The 24,978-nt window shown below is 57.4% G+C and carries 22 protein-coding genes; 10 read left to right on the top strand and 12 right to left on the bottom strand.

The window, feature by feature from the left end:
* Positions 1 to 17 precede the first annotated feature (17 nt).
* Genes O1721_RS20140 through celB form a run of 3 tightly spaced genes read right to left on the bottom strand, consistent with a single transcriptional unit; the run spans position 18 to position 3,715 of the window.
* Positions 18 to 1,436 (bottom strand): leucyl aminopeptidase family protein, encoded by a 1,419-nt coding sequence (locus O1721_RS20140; protein WP_032649047.1) that lies wholly within the window; start codon positions 1,434 to 1,436, stop codon positions 18 to 20.
* Positions 1,436 to 2,392 carry a glycosylasparaginase gene (locus O1721_RS20135; RefSeq protein ID WP_017383506.1) on the bottom strand — a complete coding sequence of 319 codons (957 nt, stop codon included), beginning with the start codon at positions 2,390 to 2,392 and terminating at the stop codon, positions 1,436 to 1,438. The genes O1721_RS20140 and O1721_RS20135 overlap by 1 nt, the downstream gene beginning before the upstream one ends.
* A gap of 3 nt (positions 2,393 to 2,395) precedes the next feature.
* Positions 2,396 to 3,715 (bottom strand): PTS cellobiose transporter subunit IIC, encoded by a 1,320-nt coding sequence (gene celB / locus O1721_RS20130; RefSeq protein ID WP_017383505.1) that lies wholly within the window; start codon positions 3,713 to 3,715, stop codon positions 2,396 to 2,398.
* Between the two features lie 145 nt (positions 3,716 to 3,860).
* Between celB and O1721_RS20125 the strand changes: the two genes are divergently transcribed.
* Positions 3,861 to 4,685, top strand: coding sequence for a homeodomain-like domain protein (locus O1721_RS20125; RefSeq protein WP_032649045.1), 825 nt, complete (start codon positions 3,861 to 3,863; stop codon positions 4,683 to 4,685).
* Here the strand turns inward: O1721_RS20125 and arsC are convergent.
* Together arsC and bepA are read right to left on the bottom strand one after the other, a co-directional pair.
* Entirely contained in the window at positions 4,682 to 5,038 is a 357-nt protein-coding gene (arsC, locus tag O1721_RS20120; protein ID WP_015572196.1) for an arsenate reductase (glutaredoxin), read from the bottom strand. The genes O1721_RS20125 and arsC overlap by 4 nt on opposite strands.
* Before the next feature lie 13 nt (positions 5,039 to 5,051).
* Entirely contained in the window at positions 5,052 to 6,515 is a 1,464-nt protein-coding gene (gene bepA, locus O1721_RS20115) for a beta-barrel assembly-enhancing protease (RefSeq protein WP_015572197.1), read from the bottom strand.
* Between the two features lie 220 nt (positions 6,516 to 6,735).
* On the opposite strand from bepA, the gene O1721_RS20110 reads away from it, so the two are divergent.
* Positions 6,736 to 7,800, top strand: coding sequence for an AI-2E family transporter (locus O1721_RS20110; protein ID WP_003860546.1), 1,065 nt, complete (start codon positions 6,736 to 6,738; stop codon positions 7,798 to 7,800).
* Positions 7,801 to 7,939: 139 nt separating this feature from the next.
* Here O1721_RS20110 and bcp read toward each other — a convergent pair whose 3' ends face one another.
* Positions 7,940 to 8,410: a thioredoxin-dependent thiol peroxidase gene (bcp, locus tag O1721_RS20105; RefSeq protein ID WP_015572198.1), complete on the bottom strand. Its 471-nt coding sequence runs from the start codon at positions 8,408 to 8,410 to the stop codon at positions 7,940 to 7,942.
* The gene (locus O1721_RS20100) at positions 8,410 to 8,979 is read right to left on the bottom strand and encodes a glycine cleavage system transcriptional repressor (protein ID WP_000213743.1); all 570 of its coding nucleotides are present in this window, start codon (positions 8,977 to 8,979) and stop codon (positions 8,410 to 8,412) included. The genes bcp and O1721_RS20100 overlap by 1 nt, the downstream gene beginning before the upstream one ends.
* 145 nt (positions 8,980 to 9,124) lie before the next feature.
* On the opposite strand from O1721_RS20100, the gene dapA reads away from it, so the two are divergent.
* The 6 genes from dapA to ypfH all read left to right on the top strand — a co-directional run bounded on the left by dapA (position 9,125) and on the right by ypfH (position 15,582).
* The gene (gene dapA, locus O1721_RS20095) at positions 9,125 to 10,003 is read left to right on the top strand and encodes a 4-hydroxy-tetrahydrodipicolinate synthase (RefSeq protein ID WP_003860542.1); all 879 of its coding nucleotides are present in this window, start codon (positions 9,125 to 9,127) and stop codon (positions 10,001 to 10,003) included.
* A 16-nt stretch (positions 10,004 to 10,019) separates the two neighbouring features.
* Positions 10,020 to 11,054, top strand: coding sequence for an outer membrane protein assembly factor BamC (gene bamC, locus O1721_RS20090; RefSeq protein WP_032649042.1), 1,035 nt, complete (start codon positions 10,020 to 10,022; stop codon positions 11,052 to 11,054).
* A 109-nt stretch (positions 11,055 to 11,163) separates the two neighbouring features.
* Complete coding sequence (gene purC / locus O1721_RS20085; protein WP_001171626.1) at positions 11,164 to 11,877, top strand: phosphoribosylaminoimidazolesuccinocarboxamide synthase; 714 nt, start codon at positions 11,164 to 11,166, stop codon at positions 11,875 to 11,877.
* A gap of 120 nt (positions 11,878 to 11,997) precedes the next feature.
* Positions 11,998 to 12,867: a KPN_02809 family neutral zinc metallopeptidase gene (ypfJ, locus tag O1721_RS20080; RefSeq protein WP_001303362.1), complete on the top strand. Its 870-nt coding sequence runs from the start codon at positions 11,998 to 12,000 to the stop codon at positions 12,865 to 12,867.
* Entirely contained in the window at positions 12,867 to 14,813 is a 1,947-nt protein-coding gene (locus tag O1721_RS20075; RefSeq protein WP_032649039.1) for a tRNA(Met) cytidine acetyltransferase TmcA, read from the top strand. Before ypfJ ends, O1721_RS20075 begins: the two co-directional genes overlap by 1 nt.
* Positions 14,814 to 14,886: 73 nt before the next feature.
* Positions 14,887 to 15,582, top strand: coding sequence for an esterase (ypfH, locus tag O1721_RS20070; RefSeq protein ID WP_023295120.1), 696 nt, complete (start codon positions 14,887 to 14,889; stop codon positions 15,580 to 15,582).
* 39 nt (positions 15,583 to 15,621) lie between these two features.
* On the opposite strand, the gene O1721_RS20065 is transcribed toward ypfH, so the two are convergent.
* Genes O1721_RS20065 through O1721_RS20055 form a run of 3 tightly spaced genes read right to left on the bottom strand, consistent with a single transcriptional unit; the run spans position 15,622 to position 17,331 of the window.
* Positions 15,622 to 15,819, bottom strand: a complete 198-nt coding sequence (locus tag O1721_RS20065; protein WP_000383991.1) for a YpfN family protein — start codon at positions 15,817 to 15,819, stop codon at positions 15,622 to 15,624.
* A gap of 24 nt (positions 15,820 to 15,843) precedes the next feature.
* A complete protein-coding gene (gene dapE, locus O1721_RS20060; RefSeq protein ID WP_017383496.1) occupies positions 15,844 to 16,971 on the bottom strand; it encodes a succinyl-diaminopimelate desuccinylase in 1,128 nt (375 codons plus the stop codon).
* A gap of 3 nt (positions 16,972 to 16,974) precedes the next feature.
* Complete coding sequence (locus tag O1721_RS20055; RefSeq protein ID WP_032649036.1) at positions 16,975 to 17,331, bottom strand: ArsC family reductase; 357 nt, start codon at positions 17,329 to 17,331, stop codon at positions 16,975 to 16,977.
* Positions 17,332 to 17,718: 387 nt separating this feature from the next.
* On the opposite strand from O1721_RS20055, the gene ypfM reads away from it, so the two are divergent.
* The gene (ypfM, locus tag O1721_RS20050) at positions 17,719 to 17,778 is read left to right on the top strand and encodes a protein YpfM (RefSeq protein ID WP_015572204.1); all 60 of its coding nucleotides are present in this window, start codon (positions 17,719 to 17,721) and stop codon (positions 17,776 to 17,778) included.
* 109 nt (positions 17,779 to 17,887) lie between these two features.
* On the opposite strand, the gene acrD is transcribed toward ypfM, so the two are convergent.
* Positions 17,888 to 21,001: a multidrug efflux RND transporter permease AcrD gene (gene acrD, locus O1721_RS20045; RefSeq protein WP_017383494.1), complete on the bottom strand. Its 3,114-nt coding sequence runs from the start codon at positions 20,999 to 21,001 to the stop codon at positions 17,888 to 17,890.
* A gap of 141 nt (positions 21,002 to 21,142) precedes the next feature.
* Positions 21,143 to 22,837, bottom strand: a complete 1,695-nt coding sequence (gene narQ / locus O1721_RS20040) for a nitrate/nitrite two-component system sensor histidine kinase NarQ (RefSeq protein ID WP_032649034.1) — start codon at positions 22,835 to 22,837, stop codon at positions 21,143 to 21,145.
* A 152-nt stretch (positions 22,838 to 22,989) separates the two neighbouring features.
* Here narQ and aegA point away from each other — a divergent pair, with 152 nt between their 5' ends.
* Positions 22,990 to 24,966 carry a formate-dependent uric acid utilization protein AegA gene (gene aegA / locus O1721_RS20035; RefSeq protein WP_063413699.1) on the top strand — a complete coding sequence of 659 codons (1,977 nt, stop codon included), beginning with the start codon at positions 22,990 to 22,992 and terminating at the stop codon, positions 24,964 to 24,966.
* Positions 24,967 to 24,978: the final 12 nt, after the last annotated feature.

Below are 24,978 nucleotides of genomic sequence, written 5' to 3'. Positions count from 1 at the left end.
GCGTAGCCGCCACCCGGCTAAAGATCCCCCAACAAGTGCTCCACCAGCAGCGGAATCGGTCTTCCCGACGCCACGCTCCGTCCGTTTTCTCGCCACAGCGCCGTCCCGCTGATATCCAGATGCGCCCACGGAATGGTCGACGGGCAGAAGTGATGCAGCAGCCACGCCGCCGATGCGCTGATCGCCGCGTTATTGGTCGGCGTGTTGCACAGATCGGCAATCGCGCTATCGGTTTGCTTTCTCAGCCGCGCGTCCAGCGGCAGGGACCACACCTCGTCGCCGCTCCGTTTGCCCGCGTGCGTCAGTGCCTGACGCAGCGGTTCATCCTGGGTCATCAGCCCGCTCAGCTCATACCCCAGCGCTTTCACCACCGCTCCGGTTAAGGTCGCCATATCAATGATATAGTGCGCCTGCGGATGGCGCTGACTCGCCCAGGCGATAGCGTCTGCCAGCACCAGCCGGCCCTCGGCATCGGTATTGTTGATTTCAACGGTGGTGCCGTTGCAGGCCATCGCCACCGTGCCGGGCTGCATGGCGTCGGGGCCGATGGCGTTTTCCGCCAGCGCCAGCACGCCCATGATGCGCACGGGTAATTTCAGCTCCGCAACGGTCAGCATCAGCCCGAGCACGTTAGCCGCGCCGCACATGTCATATTTCATGGTGTACATGCCCGCGCCTTCCTTCAGCCACAGGCCGCCGGTGTCAAAGGTAATGCCTTTTCCCACGTAACAGCGCACCGGGCCATCAGACACGCCGTTATAGTGAATAGCCAGCAGGCGCGGCGGGCAGGTCGCCCCTTTGCCAACGGCATGCAGTAGCCCCAGCCCCTGCTCAACAATTTGCGTTTCATCCAACACTTCGCAGCACAGGGCAGGGCTGGCGGCACACAGTTTTTGCGCCTCTTCCACCACAAACTGCGGCGTGCAGCGGTCGGACGGCATATCCGCCAGACGTCCGACCGCAACCATGCCGAGCGCAATGGCCTGCTGCTGGCGGAAGGTCGTCTCCAGCTTCGCCTGCTGTTCCGGCAGGCAGAGGGCAGTGATGCAGGTAAGACGCAGCGCTTCGTCCGTCTTCTTCAGCTTCAGGTCACTGAGCCTGTACGCCTGATTAAAGAGAAAACGCAGTACCTGCGCCAGCACCACATCGTCAATATCCGTCACGTCCAGCACGAGTTCGGCGCTGGCGGGGGCGGCAAGCAGCGGTCGCAGGGCGGTGAGCAACCCTTCGGTCAGGGCGTCATGCCAGAGCGCATCCGGCAAAAGGGTGATGCGGGCAAACGGCGCGCAGCCAAAGCGCGCGTCCGCGACGGTGCTCTGCTGGCGCATTTCAGCGACAAGAGCGCTTTCCGGTAACAGGGAACTGTCAGCGCGCGCAATCAAATGGCTTTGCGGCTTCGCGTCTGAAAGCGCGTTGATAAACTGGTATGTGATCATCATGACTCCTCAATCGGTGCGCGGATCCGCGCGGCATAGGCCTGCATCCACTCCTCATCTACCGCGTGATAGTGCGTTTTCTCCCGCAGGCGTTCAGTACGGAAAACGGTGAGGGGCTGGCGAGCCGTCGCCACCACAAACGAGAAGGTTTTGATGTTGGTCGCGGCGCCAAATTCTCCTTTGCTGTTCATGCACACTACGGAGAGATCGCCCGCGCGGCCAAAGCGCGACATCAGCTTGTCTTCCAGTTCGAACACCACCGAATCCGCCGCCTGCTGCGGCGTCATCCCTTGCGCCATCCGGCGAACGATTTCGTAGCTGGTACAGCCCTTCATCAGATCTTCACCGACGCCCGTGGCGGTGGCCGCGCCGGTTTCGCTGTCGCAGTAAAAGCCGGAGCCGATGATGGGTGAGTCACCGAGGCGACCGCGTTTTTTCATAAACAGGCCGCTGGTGGAGGTGGCGACGCTCATCGAGCCCTGTTTATCGAGGCCGATGATGCCGACGGTGTCATGTCCGTCGTAGGGGCTTAACCCCTTGTCCAGCGTTTCGCGGCAGCGCTTACGGTAGTGTTGCATGGCGCGATCCGTGAGCATGGTTTTATCGGCAAAGCCCTGACTCAGCGCCCATTCGCGCGCGCCCTGGCCGACCAGCAGGCTGTTATAGCGCTGGCGGCTGAGCGCATGCGCCACGCGCACCGGGTTGGCGATATCCACCAGATTGCCCACGGCGCCGAACGCCAGCGTGTCGCCGTCCATATAGGCCGCGTCCAGCTCCACCTCGCCGTTCTCGGTCGGCAGCCCGCCGTAGCCGACGGATTTATAAAACGGAAAGTCCTCGACGGCGGCGACGGCATCCACCACCGCCGGAGCGACAGGTTTGCCCGCAGCCAGCGCAGACGCAGATTCCGTGACGCCTTCAAGCGCCATTCGCCAGGTTGCGATAATTCCCCACATGCTTTACTCCTGTTTTGCAAGGGTGGTGTCGGGTTGCGTAGCGGTAGTCAGCTCCGCCGCGCGGTACTGTTTATCCAGGATACGCATGAAAGGCAGGTACAGCATGGCGCCAATCAGCAGGTTGATCAGCTGCATCACGCTGCCGCTCAGGTGCCCGGTGACGATAAAGCCGCTGATAACCGGCGGCAGCGTCCAGGGGATAAACACCCCGGTGGTGACGGCGACCGCACCAATTTTCATCGCCGCATACTGCACGGTGACCAGCACCAGCGGCACCAGATTGAACGGGATGAGCATGATCGGGTTCATGATCACCGGCAGGCCAAAGAGAATCGGTTCGTTGATGTTAAACACCGACGCGCCCGCACCGAGGCGCGCGACTTCGCGCATGTTTTTGCTGCGGGCGAAAATCAGCATCGCAATCACCAGCGACAGCGTGGCGCCCGCGCCACCCATCCAGATCATGTCAAAAAACTGTTCGGTGATGATGTGCGGCGGCGTCGTTCCCGCCTGGATCGCGGCGATGTTGTCGGTCTGATTCTCCATCCACAGCGGGCGAATAATCCCGTTGATCATCGAACCGGAGTTAATGCCCACTGACCACAGAATGGTGATGCTGAATACGGTCATCAGCGCCCCGAAATAAGAGGTGCCGTAGTGGCGCACCGGGGTGGCAACCACTTCATAAATAAACTGGTGGATGGTGTGATAGTGGGTGTTTTCAAAGATGATGCGGATAAGCAGCACCAGAATCATCACCAGCAGGGCCGGGATCAGGGCCGCGAACGACTCCTGCACCGCCGGAGGCACGCCGTCCGGCATTTTGATGACCAGCTTTTTGCGCTTCAGCCAGCAGAACAGTTCCGTCCACAGCAGGGAACCGATCATCGCCACGAACAGCCCTTTGCTGCCAATCCACTCCACCGGCATCACGGTAATGCCGCCGTTTTCCGCCACTTTGATAAAGGGCGTCAGGATCAGAAACGCGACCAGCGCCAGGATGCCGCAGGAGATGCGGTCCTCGCCATAATGCTCAGCCAGGCGGTAGGCCACCAGGAAGCTGATAAACAGCGACATGGTTGAGAACACCGCGTTAAACGGGATCTCTATAATTGCACTCCAGCTCTCACCAAAGGCCTGAGACATAAACTGCTGATAGGCCTGATTCGGGAAGGAGGAGATCACCAGCAGAATGGAGCCGACGATGATAAACGGCATGAATGACACGTAGGCGCCGCGAATGGCCCCAAGATGACGCTGCTGGGCCGTTTTCGCCGCCAGCGGCATCAGTTTTGCTTCAAGAAATCCCAGAACATTGTTCATTGTGAACTCCGTACAAGATTGAGAGGTGTTGTTTATGTTATGTCTGTGGATTATCAGTGAAGCGTGGCGAGCGAAAGGTGAAATCGGTCACAAAGCATTCGCTGCTCTGATATAAATCTCATAAGATTAGTTCCGGAGAGACGCGATGGAAATCAAACTGCATGCCAACGCCACCACCACACCGCGTATCCGTCGTTATCTTCAGCAGTCAGATAAAAGCGACAGGGAACTTGCCGTTGAGCTGGGGATCTCGGTCACCACCGTCAGGCGCTGGCGCAACCGCGACCAGGTTTCGGATAACCACACAACGCCAAAAGTGATACACAAAGCGCTGAGACAAGAGCAGGCGGCACTGATAAATGCCCTGCGGGATATCACCGGGGCACCGCTGGACGATCTGCTGCTGCTGGTGAATGACGGATTCGGGATCGCCGTTTCCCGCGCGACCCTGAACCGCTACCTCAAACCAGCTTCGGTAAAACAAAAGGGGGCGTCGTTGCAGGGCAAAAAGGCGCTGAAGGCCGGGATCATGCCGCAGAAGCTACTCCTGCATCATCAGCCGCTGTCGCTGCATATGGACGACGGTGGCGAGCAACACCTGCTCTGGGCGCGTGAACCCGTCAGCGGCTGGTGTTACGCCCGGCTTTATGCTGGCGTATCGCCGCAGTTGCTGACCCGCTGGACGAACGAGGTGCTGGCTGCCTGTCCGGCTGATATTCAATCTGTTGAGACTTTTGGGCTAGAAGTGAACTTGCCGGAGCATAACGTCACCGTAAAAGTGCATTCACAGTATTATCTCGCCCTTCAGGTCACCGTGCCGTTACGCGAAATCATTCCGCGGGTGAACAGTGAACCGATGGGAGAGCTGTTGATCCAACTGTGTGAGTTTTACAACCGGGGAAAAGCGCAGAAAAAGCTGGGAGAGCGTACGCCGCAGGCGTTTCTGGAAGCGCTGCGGCGTAACGATTAGACGATCTCGAGCACGTCTTCCGGCGGACGGCCGATACGCGCCTTGCCATTTGCCACCACAATCGGGCGCTCAATCAGCTTTGGATTGTCGACCATCGCCTGAATCAGCCGATCTTCAGTGAGAGTGGTATCGTTCAGATTGAGCGACTTATACAGATCTTCTTTCTGACGCATCAGGTCGCGTGCGCTGCCCATGTTCAGCATCTTCAGCAGCTGGCGGATAGTCTGCGCGTCCGGCGGCGTCTCCAGGTACAGCACCACTTCCGGTTCGATGCCGTTAGACTTCAGCAGGCTGAGGGTGTCTCGGCTCTTGGAGCAGCGAGGGTTATGGTAAATTTTTACCGCGTCTGTCATGACTTCTCCTTTATTACATCTTCTCGTACGGCTTAAAGCGTTGTTGCAGGCCGCGCAGCTGGTCGATTCGCGCATCGTAGCGGGCCTGTTGCAGGCTGCCAAGCTTCACCTGCGAGCTGGCGCTGCTCAGCAGGGAAATGGCCTGATCGAGACGACCCGCCAGCGCCAGACCTTCCGCACGCGCGGCCAGCTCCTGATCGCGGTTACCCAGTTGCCCCTGGGCCTGGGCGAGCAGCTCCCAGCCGTTCTGGTCATCTTTATTGTTAAAGGTGTAGCGGTTCAGAATGGTCACCGCCTCGCCGGGCTGGCCGCCCTGTAGGTAGGCGTTCGCCAGGTTAAGCTGCAATACTGGATTATTACGAAGATCTTTCGCCCCTTTCAGGCGATTAATCGCATCGGTCGCTTTTTTCTGCCCCAGATCGATATCGGTGGCGAGGTCGAGATACCACGGATTGTCAGGCGCCGCCGCCAGCAGCGGCTGTAGCGCTTTTCGCGCTTCATCGTATTTGCTGGCCTCCATCGCCTGGAGCGCCTGACCATACTGCGCCGCGTTTTTCTCGCGCACGTTGCCTTTCGCCAGCGCGTCCAGCAGATCGCTGGTGAGCTGATTACGTCCGGAGTTGTACATGCCAAGCGTTCTCACTTTGGCCATGTAGAAATCCTGCGAAGACTGCACCACGACCGGACGCATCTGGTTGGCACGGTTACGCGCATCCGAGAGGCGGCTTTCCGGCAGCGGGTGGGTCAACAGAATTTCAGGCGGGCGCGACGAGTAGCGTGCCTGGTCGAGCAGCTTTTCCAGGAAGCTCGGCATGGCCTGCGGGTCAAAGCCGGAACGCTGTAAAACCTGAATGCCGATGCGGTCTGCTTCCTGCTCGTTCTGCTGGGTAAAGCTGATCATCCCCTGACGCGTCCCCGCCAGCGTCCCGGTAAGTGCCGCCATCCCGGCCTGCGGGCTGGCCATCGCCAGCAGAATAGAACCCAACGCGCCCACCCAGGTCAGCGGGGCGTTACGCTTCTGATCTTCCATCGCACGCGCCAGATGGCGCTGGGTGACGTGCGAAATTTCGTGCGCCATGACGGACGCCAGCTGGCTTTCGTTATCGGAATAACGGAACAACGCCGAATGCAGTACCACGTTCCCGCCAAAGAAAGCGAAGGCGTTGATTTCGTCGTTATTGATTAAATAGAAGTGGAAGGGCGTTTTTACCGAGTCGGCGTGCGCCACCAGACGCATTCCCAGACCGTTAATGTATTGCACCAGCAATGGGTCGTTAATCAGCGGAGCACTGCCGCGCAGCTGGCGTACGTAATAATCACCCATCTGCATCTCCTGCCCGATGGAGAGCGTGCTTCCTGCCGTGGTGCCCATGTCCGGCAATGAATCGGACGAGTCAGCGAAAGCGGGCAACACCTGACCCACCGTCACGGCGGCAATCAGTGTCGCAACCAGTGTTTTTCTCAACTGCCTGAACATAACCACTGTCCTGTATGTTGGATGTGCTAATTTGACCGATGAACCCGCATAACGTTCATCTCCGCTGCTCTGCGAGTGTAGCCGTGTTAAGAGATGAAGAAAATCCCATTCATCAGGGTTTTGCGAAACCTGACAGTGAAACAAAAAGGAAAGTCTTTTTTGTGACAGTTAGATACAATTCACCGTCTCACTCCCGCCATTCGATTCAGGGAAGGGTTGTATGCTCGAAATGTTAATGCAGTGGTATCGGCGTCGGTTTAGCGACCCGGAAGCCATTGCTTTGCTGGTCATTCTGGTTGCCGGATTCGGTATCCTGTTCTTCTTTAGTGGCCTGCTGGCGCCGCTACTGGTGGCAATTGTGCTGGCGTATCTGCTGGAGTGGCCCACCGCTCGTCTGGAACATATCGGCTGTTCCCGCCGCTGGGCGACCAGCATTGTTCTGGTGCTGTTTGTCGGCATTCTGCTGCTGATGTCCTTCGTGGTGATGCCCATCGCCTGGCAACAGGGGATCTACCTGATCCGCGATATGCCCGGCATGCTGAATAAACTGTCTGATTTTGCCGCCACGCTGCCGCGCCGCTATCCTGCGCTGATGGACGCCGGGATCATCGATGCGATGGCCGAAAACATGCGCGCCCGCATCATGACCATGGGTGACTCGGTGGTGAAATACTCTCTGGCCTCGCTGGTAGGCCTGCTGACGCTGGCGGTTTACCTTGTTCTCGTGCCGCTAATGGTGTTCTTCCTGGTCAAAGATAAAGAGCAGATGCTGAACGCGGTACGCCGCGTGCTGCCGCGCAATCGCGGTCTCGCCGGTCAGGTCTGGCAGGAGATGAACCAGCAGATCACCAACTACATTCGCGGCAAAGTGCTGGAGATGATTGTGGTGGGCGTGGCGACCTGGATTGGCTTCGTGATCTTCGGACTGAACTACTCGCTGCTGCTGGCGGTGCTGGTCGGATTCTCGGTTCTGATCCCGTATATTGGCGCGTTTGTGGTGACCATTCCGGTAGTCGGTGTGGCGCTGTTCCAGTTTGGTCTGGGTACGGAGTTCTGGAGCTGTTTCGCCGTATACCTGATTATTCAGGGACTGGACGGGAACCTGCTGGTACCGGTGCTGTTCTCAGAAGCAGTTAACCTGCATCCGCTGGTCATTATCCTGTCAGTGGTGATTTTCGGCGGGCTGTGGGGATTCTGGGGGGTATTCTTCGCCATTCCGCTGGCGACGCTGATTAAAGCCGTGGTCCACGCGTGGCCGGATGTGCCAGCGGTGGAAGAGAAGTAGATTTAGTGCGGGCTGATGCCCTCACCCCAACCCTCTCCCGCGGGGAGAGGGGGCAAACACTAAAAACGGTAGCGCATGCTACCGTTTTGCATTTACCTTGTAGCCCGGGTAAGCGCAGCGCCACCCGGCACTAAAATGATCACGCGTTCTCTTTCAGCCACTTCAACACCACGTCGTGGTGGTTGCTGGTTTTGAAATCATCAAACACGTGCTCAACTTTACCGTCAGCGTCAATCAGGAAACTGATGCGGTGAATACCGTCGTACGTTTTGCCCATAAAGGACTTCTCACCCCAGACGCCAAACTGCTCGCAAACCTGGTGGTCTTCATCGGAAAGCAGCGTGAAGTTCAGCAGCTCTTTTTCCGCAAAGCGTGACAGCTTCTCTGGCTTATCGGTGCTGATGCCCAGCACTTCCACACCGACCTTTTTCAACTCATCCATGTTGTCGCGTAGACCGCAGGCCTGTACGGTACAGCCCGGGGTCATGGCTTTCGGGTAGAAATAGACCAGAACACGCTGTCCCTGGAAGTCGGTCAAATTTACTTGCTCGCCGTCTTGATCCGGTAAGCTAAATTTCGGTGCGATATCACCGGCTTTCAGTGGGTTCATTACTCAACTCCATCCTGTTCGTGCTGCGAATAATCGACGACGCTTATACTGCCTTGCGCATGTAATTCTGTACAGAGGGCTTTGAACGCTTGCTCGATATTTGACGCATCCTGCGAGGCAGGGCTGTGTGCGGTAATTTGAATAAACAGCGTCGGGATTGCGTTTTCATCGCCCGGCTGCGTGCGGGAAACCAGTTCGGCAATGTTCATCTGATGGCTGTCAAACAGCGCCGTGAAACGTTCAATCAGATGAGGTGAATCAGGCACTTCAACCTGTACCCAGACCGTGGCAGGCAGAGCCGGACGCGGGCGCGCGGTGGTGCGCTTCATCACAATCAGTAAATCCAGCTCTGCGCCTTTCAGCGGCAGGGTAGATTCAATGAGGGTAATGGCATTCCATGTTCCGGAAAGCAGCATGATGAACGTGAACTCTTCGCCAAGCATAGCCAGCCGGCTATCTTCGATGTTGCAGCCGCAGCTGCTCACGTGGCGAGTGATGGTATTCACGATACCCGGCCTGTCAGCACCCAGCGCAGTGATAACCAGGTAATGTTGTGATGAGGTTGTCAAACCTGTTCTTCCTTTGCGTGGTTAAGTCTTCCTAAGGAAAGCATAAAAAAAACATGCATACAACCGCCTGAGAGCCTCAGGTCGCTTGCTTTTATTACAGTTCCAAACGTAACATTGAGGCTCTTGTTCGCACAGAGGATGGCTCATGTTCACGGGAAGTATTGTCGCGCTTGTTACACCGATGGATGAAAAAGGTAATGTCTGCCGGTCAAGCATGAAGAAGCTCATTGATTACCATGTCGCCAATGGAACCTCGGCGATCGTTTCGGTAGGGACTACCGGTGAATCCGCTACGCTGAGCCACGAAGAGCACGGCGACGTTGTGATGCTGACCCTGGAACTGGCGGACGGGCGTATTCCGGTCATCGCGGGGACGGGCGCAAACGCAACGGCAGAAGCGATTAGCCTGACTCAGCGTTTTAACGACAGCGGCATTGTCGGCTGCCTGACGGTGACCCCTTATTACAACCGTCCTACTCAGGAAGGTTTGTTCCAGCATTTCAAAGCCATCGCTGAACATACTGACTTGCCACAAATTCTGTATAATGTGCCGTCCCGTACCGGTTGCGATATGCTGCCGGAAACCGTTGGCCGTCTCTCGAAAGTAAAAAATATTATCGGGATTAAAGAGGCGACAGGGAACTTAAGCCGCGTTCATCAGATCAAAGAGCTGGTTTCAGACGACTTTATCCTGTTGAGCGGTGATGATGCGACCGCGCTGGACTTTATGCAGCTCGGTGGTAATGGCGTGATTTCCGTTACGGCGAACGTGGCGGCGCGTGATATGGCTGACATGTGCAAACTGGCCGCAGCCGGTCACTTTGATGAAGCTCGCGTGATTAATCAGCGTCTGATGCCGTTGCACAATAAATTATTTGTCGAACCCAATCCGATCCCAGTGAAATGGGCATGTAAGGAGTTGGGGCTTGTAGCAACCGACACGCTGCGTCTGCCAATGACACCGATTACCGACCACGGTCGTGAAATTGTCGCTGGCGCGCTGAAGCATGCCGGTTTGCTGTAAAGTTTAGGGAGATTTGATGGCTTATTCAGTACAGAAGTCGCGCCTGGCGAAGGTTGCGGGTGTTTCGCTTGTTATGCTCCTCGCTGCCTGTAGTTCAGACTCGCGCTACAAGCGCCAGGTGAGCGGTGATGAATCCTATCTGGATGCGCCGCCGCTTGCTGAACTTCACGCGCCTGCCGGCATGATCCTGCCGATCCAGAACGGTGATTATAATATTCCGGTTACCAACGGCAGTGGCCTGGTGGGTAAAGCGCTTGATATTCGTCCGCCGGCTCAGCCTCTGGCGCTGGTGAGTGGCGCGCGCACGCAGTTTACCGGTGATACGGCCTCTCTGCTGGTGGAAAGCGCACGCGGTACCACGCTGTGGCCGCAGGTTGTGAGCGTTATTCAGTCGAAAAACTATACGATTGATAAACGCGACGACGCCAGCCAGACCTTAACCACCGACTGGATTGAGTGGAACCGTCTCGATGAAGACCAGCAGTATCGTGGTCGTTATCAAGTCTCCGTTAAGCCGCAGGGTTATCAGCAGGCGGTTACCGTTAAGCTGTTGAATCTTGAGCAGGCAGGTAAACCGGTTGCCGATCCGGCCGCCATGCAGCGCTACAGCACTGAAATGCTGAACGTGATTGCCGCTGGTCTGGATAAGAACGCTACCGATGCCGCAAACGCCGCGCAGAACCGTAACGGTTCAACGTTTGATGTGCAGAGCGGTGCAGACGATACCGGCCTGCCAATGCTGGTGGTGCGTGCGCCGTTTAACCAGACCTGGCAGCGCCTGCCAGTAACGCTTGAAAAAGTGGGCATGAAGGTGACCGACAGCACCCGTTCAACGGGCAGCATCACAGCGACCTATAAGCCGCTGTCTGATAGCGCCTGGCAGGAGCTGGGGGCAAGCGATCCACAGCTGCCTTCCGGTGACTACAAAATCCAGGTTGGCGACCTCGATAACCGCAGCAGCCTGCAATTTATCGATCCGAAAGGACACACGCTGACCCAGGCGCAGAACGATGCGCTGGTCGCTGCCTTCCAGGCCGCATTCAGCAAATAATAGTGAGGGCTGGTTAATCCAGCCCTTTTTATTTTCGTGCTACGCAAACGTGTGCGTGGCATAATATGGCCAGTTTTGAATACAAATCATCACACCAGGAGTAATGAAGATGCAGAAGCAAGCTGAGTTGTATCGTGGCAAAGCGAAAACCGTATACAGCACGGAAAACCCGGATCTGTTGGTGCTCGAATTCCGCAATGATACGTCAGCAGGAGACGGCGCACGCATTGAGCAGTTCGATCGTAAGGGCATGGTGAACAACAAGTTCAACCACTTCATTATGACCAAACTGGCCGAAGCCGGTATCCCGACTCAGATGGAAGCGTTGCTGTCCGATACGGAATGTCTGGTAAAAAAACTGGATATGGTGCCGGTTGAGTGCGTGATCCGTAACCGTGCCGCAGGCTCCCTGGTGAAGCGTCTGGGCATTGAAGAGGGTATCGAACTGAATCCACCGCTGTTCGATCTGTTCCTCAAAAACGACGCCATGCACGACCCGATGGTCAACGAATCCTACTGCGAAACCTTCGGCTGGGTAAGCAAAGAGAACCTGGCGCGCATGCAGGAACTGACCTACAAAGCCAACGACGTGCTGAAAAAGCTGTTTGATGACGCGGGCCTGATCCTGGTCGACTTCAAGCTGGAGTTCGGTCTGTACAAGGGTGAAGTGGTGCTGGGCGACGAATTCTCGCCGGACGGCAGCCGCCTGTGGGACAAAGAGACGCTGGATAAAATGGACAAAGACCGTTTCCGCCAGAGTCTGGGGGGCGTGGTCGAAGCGTACGAAGCGGTTGCTCACCGTTTAGGCGTTAAGCTCGACTAAACTGCGCATTTGCCAAAGGATGTTGGCATCCTTTGGCGTCTTATCCTTGTTTACTATGGTAATCCTTTCATTAACCGCCTACGATCATAGCTATTATAAATGGAATAGTTCGAGGTGTTTATGCGCTGGCAAGGGCGTCGTGAAAGTGACAACGTAGAAGACAGACGCAGCAGTGGTGGCGGTGGTCCGTCTATGGGCGGGCCAGGTTTCCGGTTACCCAGCGGCAAGGGCGGCATTATTCTGCTGGTCGTCGTGCTGGTGGCGGGCTACTACGGCGTCGACCTGACCGGTTTGATGACCGGTGAAACCGGGCAACAGCAGCAGTATTCTCAGCGCTCCATCAGCCCGAATGAAGATGAAGCGGCGAAATTTACTTCCGTTATTCTCGCGACGACCGAAGATACCTGGGGTCAGCAGTTCGAGAAAATGGGGCGGACTTATCAGCCGCCAAAACTGGTGATGTACCGGGGCGCAACCCGCACTGGCTGCGGCACCGGGCAGTCCGTTATGGGGCCGTTCTACTGCCCGGCGGACAGCACCGTCTATATCGATCTCTCCTTCTATGACGACATGAAAAGCAAGCTGGGCGCCGACGGCGATTTTGCCCAGGGCTACGTGATCGCGCATGAAGTCGGCCACCACGTGCAGAAGCTCCTCGGCATTGAGCCTAAAGTGCGTCAGATGCAGCAGAATGCTTCTCAGGCGGAGGTGAATCGTCTGTCCGTACGCATGGAGCTTCAGGCCGACTGCTTCGCTGGCGTCTGGGGACACAGCATGCAGCAGCAGGGCGTGCTGGAAACAGGCGATCTGGAAGAGGCCCTGAATGCCGCACAGGCGATTGGTGACGATCGCTTGCAGCAGCAGAGCCAGGGGCGCGTTGTGCCGGACAGCTTTACCCATGGCACCTCAGAGCAGCGCTACAGCTGGTTTAAGCGTGGCTTCGACAGCGGCAACCCGTCGCAGTGTAATACCTTCGGCAAAGCTATGTGATGTTGGGGTTTGAACAGCTGGTCAACCAGCTTCAGCGTACCGGGCACCGCCGGCTGGTGGTGCTCAGCGGCGATGAAGCGTGGACGTTGAGCCAGGCGACCATCCTGCGCGATACGTTACCAGGAGACTGGCTGTGGCTGGAGGAAAACCCCTCTAAGGCCATCAGCGCCCTGCTGGGACGTGAATACCTTCACGCCGTTTTTGACGCGCGTCGCGGGTTTGACGTCTCGGCCTTCGCCGCCCTCAGCGGGACCCTGCGCGCCGGAAGCCTTCTGATTCTGCTGGTGCCGCCGTTCTCCGTCTGGGCTAACAGGCCCGACGCGGATTCTCTACGCTGGAGCGACAGCGCCGAGCCGATCGCCACCCCGCACTTTGTTCACCACTTTTGCCGGACGCTTGCCGCCGATTCAGATGCCATCGTCTGGCATCAACATCGTCCTCTGTGCCTTCCCGTTACGCCAGATTTACTCGCCTGGCAGCCCGCCAGTGGTGAACCGCAGCGCGAGCAGGCTGAGATCCTCGACGCTCTTCTGACCATGCCTGCGGGCGTGGCCGCCGTGACGGCTCCGCGCGGACGCGGAAAGTCCGCCCTGGCGGGCATGTTGCTCAACGGCATTCAGGGGAGTGCAGTAGTAACGGCACCGGCAAAAGGGGCGACGGATGTCATCGCGCGTTTCGCCGGGGAACATTTTCACTTTATGGCCCCGGATGCGCTGCTGGCCTCCACAACAGAAGCTGACTGGCTGATTGTCGATGAGGCGGCCGCCATCCCCGGCCCGCTGCTGGAGAAGCTGGCGTCGCGCTTTCCCCGCGTGTTGCTGACCACCACGGTGCAGGGTTATGAAGGCACGGGCAGGGGATTCTTGCTGAAGTTCTGCGCCCGGTTCAGCGGGCTGCGGCGTTATACCTTATCCACGCCTGTTCGCTGGGCTGCCGGATGTCCCCTTGAGCGGATAGTGGCGAACGCGCTGCTGTTCGACGATGCGCTTATCGATCGCAAACCGGAAGGCGAGGTACGTTTAACGTCGCTGGAGCCCGGGATGTGGGAGAGCGATCCGGCGCGCGGGGCAGGCGTGTATGAACTGCTGTGTGCCGCGCACTACCGGACGTCACCCCTCGATTTACGCCGGATGATGGACGCCCCCGGCCAGCACTTTGCTGTTGCTCAGGCGGGCGCGGAGATCGCGGGCGCGCTCTGGCTGGTGGAGGAGGGGGGATTACCCCCTGAACTTAGCCGCGCAGTCTGGGCGGGCTTTCGTCGGCCGCGTGGAAATCTGGTGGCGCAGTCGCTGGCAGCGCACGGCGGCTCGCCGCTCGCGGCGACGCTGAAAGGCCGACGCGTCAGCCGCATTGCGGTTCATCCCCATCGCCAGCGGGAAGGCATCGGCCAGCGGCTGATCCGCAGTGCCAGCGGAGAAGATTATCTCTCGGTCAGCTTTGGCTATACCGACGAGCTGTGGCGTTTCTGGCGGCAGTGCGGGTTTGTGCTGGTGCGAATGGGCAGCCACCGGGAAGCCAGCAGCGGGTGCTATACGGCGATGGCGTTGCTGCCGCTGAGCGAGGCGGGGCATCAGCTCTGCGAACAGGCGCATCAGCGGTTATGTCGTGATATGCGCGTCCTGTCGGCCTGGAATGGCGAAAAGATCCCGGTGACGGATGCATGGGAAGCTACCCTTAATAGTGACGACTGGCTGGAGCTGGCGGGGTTTGCCTTTGCTCACCGGGCGTTTTCAACTTCGGTTGCGGCGCTGACGCGGTTGTTGTTAGCCGTGGACATGCCGCTCCCGGCACTGCGGGGGAAAATGGAAGGGAATACGCACGATTTCGGGCGCAAAGCGTTGCTGGCGAAGCTACGCGAGGAAACCGCTCACGCGCTTGAAAGGCTTGATTACTCCCGTAGCCAGCAGCTGAAAGCCGACATTTTGCAATGGCAATTTTTTCAATGAGTTCTTCAGTAAAGTGGCATGGTCATTACCCCGCAGAGGCGTAAAATCCTGCTTATCAATTAAGGAGATCGCCATGAAACATGACCATTTTGTTGTGCAAAGCCCGGATACACCTGCTAAACAGCTACTGCTTCTGTTTCATGGCGTGGGCGACAATGCCGTCAATATGGGACAGATTGGCAGCTGGTTTGCACCCGTTTTCCCACACGCGCTGATCGTCAGCATCGGCGGCGTGGAGCCGTGCGGTCCGGACGGGCGGCAGTGGTTTTCCGTCGAGGGCGTGACGGAGGAGAATCGTCAGGCGCGTATTGATGCCGCTATGCCAGCCTTTATCGATACCGTGCGTTACTGGCAGCAGCAGAGCGGCGTAGGCGCCGACGCAACGGCGCTGATTGGCTTCTCTCAGGGCTCAATCATGTCGCTGGAAAGCGTAAAAGCGCAGCCCGGACTGGTGTCCCGCGTGATTGCCTTTAACGGGCGTTTTGCGACGTTACCGCAAAGCGCGACCACGCAGACCACGATCCATCTCATTCATGGAGGGGAAGACCGGGTAATTGAGCTTTCGCATGCGGTTGCTGCCCAAGAGACGCTGATGCGCGAGGGCGGAGATGTGACGCTGGATATCGTAGACGATCTGGGGCATGCCATTGACGATCGCAGCATGCAGTTCGCGCTCGATCATCTGCGTTATACCGTACCGAAGCACTACTTTGATGAAGCGCTCAGCGGCGGTAAGCCGAATGACGATGATATCGTCGAGTTTATGTGAGGTGTCCCCCTCTCTTTAGGGAGAGGGGAAACAGAGCGATTACTTCTTCTGGTCCTTCTTCGGCCAGTCGTCTTCATCGTCCCACTTGTCGTTAAAATCACGGTGCGGCGGAAGATCCGGTTTGTTGGCAAGGAACTTTTTGTGGTCAACGCGCTTGAGATCTTTAATCACGTTAAGCAGCACGCCTACCAGAAATACCAACACCAGAATCCACCAGTACTTTGAAAGCCAGTCCATTCGCTAATCCTCTTTAAGCACCCGTCAGGCGACGAGCTGCTCCATAATACGTTGATACATGCGGGCCAGCAGTTGTAAATCGGCAGCGTTCACGCATTCATTGATTTTGTGAATCGTCGCGTTAACCGGACCCAGTTCGACAACCTGTGCGCCCATGCGGGCGATAAAGCGTCCGTCAGACGTGCCGCCCGTTGTCAGCAGCTGTGGCTTAATTTCATTATAGTGCGCAATGGCGTTCACCACCGCATCCACCAGTTTACCGCGCTGCGTCAGGAACGGCTGGCCAGACAGCCACCAGTCGAGGGTATAGCGCAGCTGATATTTCTCGAGCAGCGCAATCACGCGCGCTTTGATCATCTCGTCGGTCAGTTCGGTGCTGAAGCGGAAGTTAAACTGGACGAAGAGATCGCCGGGAATGACGTTGTTGCTGCCGGTGCCAGCCTTGATGTTGGCTATCTGCATGCTGGTTGGCGGGAAAAATTCGTTGCCTTTATCCCATTCAATGCCTACCAGTTCGTTCAGCATCGGCGCGGCGCGGTGTACCGGGTTATCCGCCAGGTGCGGATAGGCAACGTGGCCCTGCACGCCATGAATAGTCAAATTACAGGTCAGGGATCCACGGCGGCCATTTTTCACCACATCGCCCACCACTTCGGTGCTGGACGGTTCGCCCACCAGACAGTAGTCCAGACGTTCATTGCGCGCCATCAGGGCCTCAACGACCTTTACGGTGCCGTTGTGGGCGCTGGCTTCTTCATCGGAGGTAATCAAAAACGCAAGACGGTTTTTATGGTTCGGATGCTGGGCGACGAAACGCTCTGCCGCCACGACCATCGCAGCCAGAGAACCTTTCATGTCCGCAGCGCCGCGTCCGAAAAGCATGCCGTCGCGGATGGTCGGCTCAAAAGGCGGGTTGATCCAGCGGTCTGCGTCGCCTGCGGGAACTACGTCAGTATGTCCGGCAAACGCCAGCGTCTCTCCTTGACCGCGCCATGCCCAGAAGTTCTGCGTATCGCCAAAATCCATGTGCTCCACGGTAAAACCGATGGCACGCAGGCGCTCAATCATTAATGCCTGACAACCTGCGTCGTCCGGGCTAAGGGAAGGACGGCGAATAAGCTGCTGAGTCAGCTCAATGACCGGGCATGACATAGACTACACCTCAACGAATAAATCTGAATAAAGGGTTTCACTGAAACCCAGCAGCATAGGCTGACCTGGCTTGCAGAGCAATGGGCGTTTGATTATTGCCGGCATTTCAAGCATCAGTTTGGCTGCGCTGTCGGCGTCGTTGATCGTGGTCCGGAGAGATTCATCCAGTTTTCGCCAGGTGGTCCCGCGGGTATTCAGTAGCGCTTCCCACCCCAGTTCGTTGATGGCGGAATGGAGAAACGCGGGGTCAAGCCCGTCGGCACGGTAATCGTGGAAGCGATAGTCGATGTTGTGTGCTTCCAGCCAGCGGCGGGCTTTTTTAATCGTGTCGCAATTCTTAATGCCGTACATCACAACCATAGTGAATCCTTTTGTTCTTTTGTGGATTAAATGTTCAATATTTTCGAAGATATATCCTTAAGTGGAATATAACACATTCGGAATTTTTCGGGATTTACAATTCTCCATAATTCAACGAACAGCTGTAAGCTGAATAGTCTTTCATCTTTTAAGCATAGTTGTCCACCCTGTTTAAATTGCCAATAAACTCAGGGGGAAATTAAAAATGCTGTCATTTTTCCGACTATTTCAAAATATTGCTGTAGGTCACATAAAATTTACCCGACAACGCTCATAGTGATCCTAAACCTACCAGCACAGCGGGGCTCAATCACAGCAATCGGTTAAAGTGGCTTCACAATGATGATACGTTTTCGTAGAATGCACATAATAATAAGAGAGGTTGTTATGATTGAACGTGAACTGGGGAACTGGAAAGATTTTATCGAAGGCATGCTTCGTAAATGAATTTCCGGTAAGAAATGCAAGAGCACTTAATTAACTAAAATAACCATAGTGTGAAAGAATCACACAATAAAAAGGCGGCCTGTAAAGCCGCCTTTTTTATTTCAACGTGTTATTCCGGCTTATCCTTCAGCGGGAAACGACGGCGTACCAGCACAAAGAACAGCGGTACGAAATAGATAGCCAGAATCGTCGCCGAAATCATTCCCCCCATAACGCCCGTTCCCACCGCGTGCTGGCTGCTGGAGCCTGCGCCGGAGCTGGTGGCCATCGGCAGGACGCCAAACACAAACGCCAGAGAAGTCATCAGGATCGGGCGCAGGCGCTGACGACAGGCGTGCAGCGTGGCGGCCATCAGTTCGTGACCTTTGGCATTCATCTCATTGGCAAATTCGACGATCAGAATGGCGTTTTTCGCCGACAATCCGATTACGGTGAGGAGTCCGACCTGGAAATAGACATCATTTTCCAGGCCGCGCATCCAGGTTGCCAGCAGCGCTCCGATGACCCCGAGAGGCACCACCAGCATCACCGAGAACGGCACTGACCAGCTTTCATACAGCGCCGCCAGACAGAGGAACACTACCAGCAGCGAAAGGGCATACAGGGCAGGCGCCTGAGCGCCGGAAAGCCGTTCCTGGTAGGACATCGCTGTCCACTCCAGGCCAAAGCCGGTCGGTAACTGCTGAACCAGTTTTTCCATAATGTCCATTGCGGTACCGGTACTGACGCCCGGCGCGGCTTCACCAACAATCTCCAGCGCCGAATAGCCGTTGTAGCGCTCCAGACGCGGTGAACCGGTCTCCCAGCGTGACGTCGCAAATGCCGAGAACGGCACCATGCCGCCGGTGTTATTGCGCACATACCAGCGGTTGATATCGTCCGGCAGCATGCGGTATTTGGCGGCAGACTGAACATAGACCTTCTTCACGCGGCCGCGATCCATAAAGTCATTCACGTAGCTTGAGCCCCATGCCGTTTGCAGGGTGTCGTTAATGTCGTCGATGGAGACGCCCAGCGCCTGCGCTTTACGCTGGTCAATATCCACCTGTAGCTGAGGACTGTCATCCAGACCGTTATGACGAACGCGGGTAAGCTGCGGATCTTTCCCGGCCAGCTCCAGCAGCTTGTCGCGAGCAGCCATCAACGCGTCATGCCCGGCGCCCGCGTGATCCTGAAGCTCCATATCAAACCCGGCTGAGCTGCCCAGGCCGCTGATGGCGGGCGGGCTGCTGGCGAAAACGCGCGCTTCCTTGATTTTGTTGAACGCTTTGGTTGCACGTTCAATGATGGCAAAGGAGGAGCCGGTATCGCTGTCGCGCTGGTCCCAGTCTTTCAGGCGCACAAACATACGCGCCACGTTCTGCCCGTTACCGCCAGGGCCAGAGCCGACGGTGGAGAAGACGGAGACCACGTTGTCTTTCTCCTGAGTATGGAAGTAGTTCTCAACCTTCTGCACCACTTTCAGGGTCTGCTGCTGGGTCGAGCCGCTGGGTAACTGTACGGAGGTGATAAACATGCCGCGATCTTCCAGCGGCAGGAACGAGGTTGGCAGCCGCAGGAACAGGAAGACCATGCCGCCGAGCAGCAGGACATAAACCACCATCCAGCGCACGCTGCGGTGCAGTACTTTACCCACGCCTGCTTCATAGCGCGCCGCATTGCGGTTAAACATGCGGTTAAACCAGCCGAAGAAGCCTTTTTGACCGTGGTGTTCGCCCTTATGCAGCGGTTTCAGCAGCGTCGCGCACAGGGCAGGGGTAAGGATCATCGCCACCAGTACGGAGAGCACCATTGCAGAGACGATGGTGATCGAGAACTGGCGATAAATCGCGCCCGTGGTGCCGCCAAAAAACGCCATCGGGATAAATACCGCCGACAGCACCATGGCGATACCGACCAGCGCGCCCTGAATCTGTCCCATCGATTTGCGCGTGGCCTCGCGGGGCGAAAGCCCTTCCTCGCTCATGATGCGCTCAACGTTTTCCACCACCACGATGGCATCATCCACCAGCAGGCCGATGGCCAGCACCATGGCGAACATGGTCAGAGTGTTGATGCTGTAACCGAAGGCATACAGCACCGCAAAGGTACCCAGCAGCACCACCGGCACCGCAATCGTGGGGATCAGCGTAGCGCGGAAGTTTTGCAGGAACAGGTACATCACGAGGAACACCAGCGCGATAGCTTCGAGCAGGGTTTTCACCACATCTTCGATGGAGGCTTTTACGAACGAGGTGGTTTCGTAGGCGACTTTGTACTCCAGTCCATGCGGGAAGAAATGCGACAGCTCATCCAGACGCTCTAGCACCCGCTGCGCGGTCGCCATTTCGTTGGCGCCGGAGGCCAGTTTCACCCCCAGCCCGGACGCGGCATTGCCGTTGAAGCGGCTCAGGTAGTCATATTTTTCCGCCCCCATTTCCACGGTGGCGACATCCCCCAGACGCACTTCCGAACCGTCCTGATTCACGCGTAGCGTGATATTGCGGAACTGTTCAGGTGTCTGGAGCAGCGACTGGGAGTTGATGGTGGCGTTAAGCGCCTGGTTATCCACGGACGGGGTACCGCCGAGCTGCCCCACGGCAATCTGGGCGTTCTGCGATTCGATAGCGTCGGTGACATCTTTGGCGGTCATCTGCACGCTGTTCAGCTTGTTGGGATCCAGCCAGATACGCATGGAGTACTGCGAGCCGTAGGCGTCGATATCACCCACGCCGTTGATACGGCTGAGCGGGTCCTGAATATTACTGGCGACGTAGTCCGCGATGTCCTGCTTATCCATTGAGCCATCGGTTGAAACAAACGCGATGGTCAAAATATTGGTGTCACCGGTTTTACGCACGGTCACCCCCTGGTTCTGCACCGCCTGAGGCAGTTTACGCAGGGCCGATTGCAGCTGGTTTTGCACCTGCTGCACCGCTTCATCCGGATCCGTGCCCGCCGTAAAGCTCAGGGTTACCGTCGCCTGGCCCGTGGCGCTGCTCTGTGAGGACATGTACATCAGGTTATCGAGACCCGTCATGTTCTGCTCGATAACCTGGGTGACGGTATTTTCCAGCGTCTGTGCCGAGGCGCCAGGGTAGTTCGCCGTGATACGCACGTTGGGGGGCGCGAGGTCAGGGTATTGCTCAACAGGAAGGGACGTAATCGCCAGGACACCCGTCAGACACAACAGGATTGCAAGCACCCAGGCAAAAATGGGGCGATCGATGAAAAAATTCGCCATTAAAGTGTGACCTCGTTTTGCTGCACGTCATTATTGTTTATTGCCCGCCTAACTTTAGCGGTAAGGCCCAGGCCAAACGTGGAGAAATAAAGGAGATAATGTAAATTATCATGCGCTTTTTTCAGCGTGCCTTCTTTCCCGCTATTTTTCAGCCTGGGCCGCAGGCGTCTGGAACGTTACGCTGACCTGTGTCCCGCCCTGTGGCGGCTGAGAAAAGTGTAATGTCCCGCCGAGCCGTCCCGCGCGTTCGCGCATGATATTCAGCCCGTAATGCCCCGGCGGTTCACTGGCGTCGCCGATACCAATGCCGTTGTCGCGGATCGTGACCGTGTGAGTGCCGTCCGCGGTGGTGACGCAGCTGACCACAATCTCGCTGGCGTCGGCATGTTTAATCGCATTCAGCACTGCCTCACGCACAATCTGTAAGAGGTGCACCTGTTTTTGCGCGTCCAGCGCCAGCGATGAGAGACGGCAGTCGAGCACCAGCTTCGCGCGGGTCTGGCTTTGCAACCCGTCGAGAGACTCCTGTAGCGCGGCAGGAAGATTGGCGTGATTGAGCGTCAGGCGGAAGGTGGTGAGCAGCTCGCGTAGCTGATGCCAGGCGTTATTCAGCTCGCGGGAGAAGTCCGTGATGATAGCCTGCGCCGGGGCATTGTCGCCCGGCACGGCATGCTTCAGCAGCGTAAGCTGAATACGCAAATAGGAGAGCACCTGCGCCAGCGAATCATGCAGCTCGCGCGCGATGGTGGCGCGCTCCTCCATCAGCAGCAGCTGCTGATAATGTTTCTGCGCCTGATTGAAATAGAGCCCCCGGCCCAGCATCGTCGCCACGCTTTCCATGAGCGGCAGCGGAACATCCCCGGTCGCGCTTTGCCAGCGCAGTTCGCCGTACAGGGTGTCCTGCATTAACACCGGTGAATTGTGCATTTTCTCGCCCGGGGACTCCTGTCCTTCGTAAAGCTGCCAGTCGTCACTGGTGCGCAATTGCAGGTAATTCATCTGCGTATAGTCATGCACAATCTGCAAAATATGCCGGAAGCAGTAGCTGTCTATCTGCCCGGTATTCAACGCCTGTGAGCATTTGAACAGCATTTCGAGCTGCTGATGCGCTTCATTCAGGTGGCGGGTTTTTTCGGCAACGGAGTGCTCAAGGGAACGGTACAGGGTGTGTAATTCCGCCGACATATGGTTGAAGGCGCGGGAAAGCTGGCCCAGCTCGTTAGGCAGCGTAGTATCCGGCGCGGGAGTGTCGAACTGCCCCTGTTCGATACGTTCGCTCGCCGCCACCAGATTATTCAGCGGCAGCACAACCTGACGGCGGATGCGCCGCAGGGTCACCACCGCCAGCAGCAGGATGCCCAGGCCGCCCGTCAGCGACATGCAAATCACCAGCTGAATTTTATGTTCGGTGTAGTGCTGAAGCGCCAGCACAAAGGCATCTATCCGGCCCACGAAATCCTCTATGTGGTTCTGATACCACCCGGTATCGCCGCTGGCGATGCGCGTGTCCATCTCCTGCCAGCCAAGGTGCAACTGCTGGTAACGCTGTTTGACGTCCTCAGGCACATACCAGCGGTTTAGCTTCTGCAACGCAGGCGCGCTCAGCGTTTTCTGCCAGACCGCGCGGTGCTCCGCCAGCGACGGGCTGGCGCGCTGCATTTCGTAGCCCAGGCGGTAGCTCTGCATGCGCAGCGATCCGGCGATGTTAATCGCCTCGGCGTCGCGCTGGCTGCTGGCGAGTGTAACCAGCGCAATGGCGCTGATCAGAACGGACAAGACAATCATCGAAAAGAAAGCCCGAGCCAGGCTTCCCGATACGGGGCGTTTAACGGTCACTCATCAGCTTCCTGAATTAAATTGATCTGCCACAGGTTCACTGGAAATAGTTCGCCTTCCTGGGCATTTGAACATTGCGTCGCCATGCTGCTGTGGGTAAATACGATAACAATAGAAAGAATAAGGTTATTGAACCAAAAACAGGTGTTGTTATGAATCGTTTTATTATGGCCAACGCTCAACAGTGTATCGGTTGTCGCGCCTGCGAAGTTGCCTGTGTGATGGCGCACAACGGGGAGCAGCACGCGCTGAGCGAGCGCCATTTTCATCCCCGCATTACGGTCCTTACCTCAGGCTTGCGAAAAAGCCCCGTGACCTGCCACCACTGTGAAAACGCGCCCTGCGCGCAAAGCTGCCCGAACGGAGCCATCACGCAACACAGCGACAGCGTACAGGTCAATCAACAAAAATGCATTGGCTGTAAAGCCTGCGTGGTGGCCTGTCCGTTTGGCACGATGGACATGCTGATCGCCCCGCTGGAAAACGACAGCGTAAAGGCCTCGGCGCACAAATGCGACCTCTGTCTGGAAAGGCCGCAAGGCCCGGCCTGCGTTGAAAACTGCCCGGCGGAGGTGCTTACGCTCGCCACCCCAGCCGTGCTGGATAAGCTGGTTAAGCAGCGCCGACAGCGCAGCGCAAAGCTGGACGCGCTGCCGTGGCACAGCGAGGCGGTTCAGTCAGTCCCTTCGCAAACCAAACGGCAACAGATGCAAAACACCCCGGCGCGCGGTGAGCCAGATAAGCTCAGCCCCGAAGCACGTGCAGGCCATTTTAACGAGATCTACCTGCCGTTTCGCCCGGAACAGGCGCAGCGCGAGGCATCCCGGTGCCTGAAATGTGGCGAGCACAGCATTTGCGAGTGGACCTGCCCGCTGCATAACCACATTCCGCAGTGGATTGAGCGGATCAGGGCGGGGGATATCGTCGGTGCGGCTGAGCTTTCTCACCAGACTAACTGTTTACCGGAAATTACCGGCCGCGTCTGCCCACAGGATCGATTATGTGAAGGCGCCTGCACCCTGCGGGATGTGTCAGGGGCAGTAACCATCGGGAATATCGAACGGTATATCTCGGATCGGGCGCTGGCGATGGGCTGGACGCCGGACGTCAGCCACGTTAAGCCGGTCGGTAAGCGCGTCGCCATCATCGGTGCCGGTCCGGCAGGGCTGGCCTGCGCCGATGTACTGGTGCGCAGCGGCGTCGACGTGACGGTCTACGATCGCCATCCGGAAATCGGCGGATTGCTGACCTTTGGTATTCCGGCCTTCAAGCTGGATAAATCCCTGTTAGCGCGGCGCAGAGAGATATTCAGCGCGATGGGCATCCGCTTCGAGCTGAACTGCGAGGTGGGAAAAGACGTGTCGATGGCCCAACTGCAAAACGACTACGATGCCCTGTTCATCGGCGTAGGGACCTATCGTTCCATGAAAGCGGGTATCCCTCACGAAGACGCGCCGGGCGTGTACGACGCGCTGCCGTTTTTAGTGGCAAACACGCGGAACGTGATGGGCCTTGACCCTGCCGCAGACGAGCCGTTTATCGACACGCAAGGGTTAAACGTGGTGGTACTCGGCGGGGGCGATACGGCGATGGACTGCGTGCGCACCGCGCTGCGACATGGCGCGGCGAAAGTCACCTGCGCCTATCGCCGGGACGAGGCCAACATGCCGGGCTCAAAGAAAGAGGTTAAAAACGCGAAAGAAGAGGGCGCGGCGTTTGAATTTAATGTCCAGCCGGTTGAGCTCACGCTGGATACTGACGGGAAGGTGAACGGTATCCGGATGCTGCGCACCCGTCTGGGCGAGCCGGATGCGCAGGGGCGGCGGCGTCCTGTCCCGGTGGCGGGCAGTGAGTTTGTTATGCCAGCGGATGCGGTGATCATGGCGTTTGGGTTTAATCCGCACGCCATGCCGTGGCTTCAGGCGCAGGGCGTCGACACCGACGACTGGGGGCGCATCAGGGCCTCCGTGGAGAGCCGTTATCGCTACCAGACCTCGAATCCGCAGATTTTTGCTGGCGGTGATGCGGTACGCGGTGCGGATCTGGTGGTCACCGCGATGGCGGAAGGGCGCCATGCCGCGCAGGGGATCATGGACAGGCTTGGCGTGCCGCCGCGCAACATGCATTAACGCAGACGGGCG

It is taken from the genome of Enterobacter cloacae complex sp. HYC033_NIDB (assembly GCF_056673335.1).
The sequence above is the reverse complement of the archived record's forward strand: the minus strand, read 5'-3'. Positions and strand labels throughout refer to the sequence as shown.

Excerpts from the sequence above, each read along its gene's own strand:
- dapA (WP_003860542.1), top strand. The coding sequence starts at position 9,125 with ATGTTCACGGGAAGTATTGTCGCGCTTGTTACACCGATGGATGAAAAA.
- O1721_RS20055 (WP_032649036.1), bottom strand. The coding sequence starts at position 17,331 with ATGGTTGTGATGTACGGCATTAAGAATTGCGACACGATTAAAAAAGCC.
- aegA (WP_063413699.1), top strand. The coding sequence starts at position 22,990 with ATGAATCGTTTTATTATGGCCAACGCTCAACAGTGTATCGGTTGTCGC.
- dapE (WP_017383496.1), bottom strand. The coding sequence starts at position 16,971 with ATGTCATGCCCGGTCATTGAGCTGACTCAGCAGCTTATTCGCCGTCCT.
- arsC (WP_015572196.1), bottom strand. The coding sequence starts at position 5,038 with ATGACAGACGCGGTAAAAATTTACCATAACCCTCGCTGCTCCAAGAGC.
- O1721_RS20135 (WP_017383506.1), bottom strand. The coding sequence starts at position 2,392 with ATGTGGGGAATTATCGCAACCTGGCGAATGGCGCTTGAAGGCGTCACG.
- celB (WP_017383505.1), bottom strand. The coding sequence starts at position 3,715 with ATGAACAATGTTCTGGGATTTCTTGAAGCAAAACTGATGCCGCTGGCG.
- O1721_RS20075 (WP_032649039.1), top strand. The coding sequence starts at position 12,867 with ATGTTGGGGTTTGAACAGCTGGTCAACCAGCTTCAGCGTACCGGGCAC.
- ypfJ (WP_001303362.1), top strand. The coding sequence starts at position 11,998 with ATGCGCTGGCAAGGGCGTCGTGAAAGTGACAACGTAGAAGACAGACGC.
- ypfH (WP_023295120.1), top strand. The coding sequence starts at position 14,887 with ATGAAACATGACCATTTTGTTGTGCAAAGCCCGGATACACCTGCTAAA.
- bamC (WP_032649042.1), top strand. The coding sequence starts at position 10,020 with ATGGCTTATTCAGTACAGAAGTCGCGCCTGGCGAAGGTTGCGGGTGTT.
- purC (WP_001171626.1), top strand. The coding sequence starts at position 11,164 with ATGCAGAAGCAAGCTGAGTTGTATCGTGGCAAAGCGAAAACCGTATAC.
- O1721_RS20065 (WP_000383991.1), bottom strand. The coding sequence starts at position 15,819 with ATGGACTGGCTTTCAAAGTACTGGTGGATTCTGGTGTTGGTATTTCTG.
- O1721_RS20140 (WP_032649047.1), bottom strand. The coding sequence starts at position 1,436 with ATGATCACATACCAGTTTATCAACGCGCTTTCAGACGCGAAGCCGCAA.
- O1721_RS20125 (WP_032649045.1), top strand. The coding sequence starts at position 3,861 with ATGGAAATCAAACTGCATGCCAACGCCACCACCACACCGCGTATCCGT.
- bcp (WP_015572198.1), bottom strand. The coding sequence starts at position 8,410 with ATGAACCCACTGAAAGCCGGTGATATCGCACCGAAATTTAGCTTACCG.
- acrD (WP_017383494.1), bottom strand. The coding sequence starts at position 21,001 with ATGGCGAATTTTTTCATCGATCGCCCCATTTTTGCCTGGGTGCTTGCA.
- bepA (WP_015572197.1), bottom strand. The coding sequence starts at position 6,515 with ATGTTCAGGCAGTTGAGAAAAACACTGGTTGCGACACTGATTGCCGCC.
- O1721_RS20110 (WP_003860546.1), top strand. The coding sequence starts at position 6,736 with ATGCTCGAAATGTTAATGCAGTGGTATCGGCGTCGGTTTAGCGACCCG.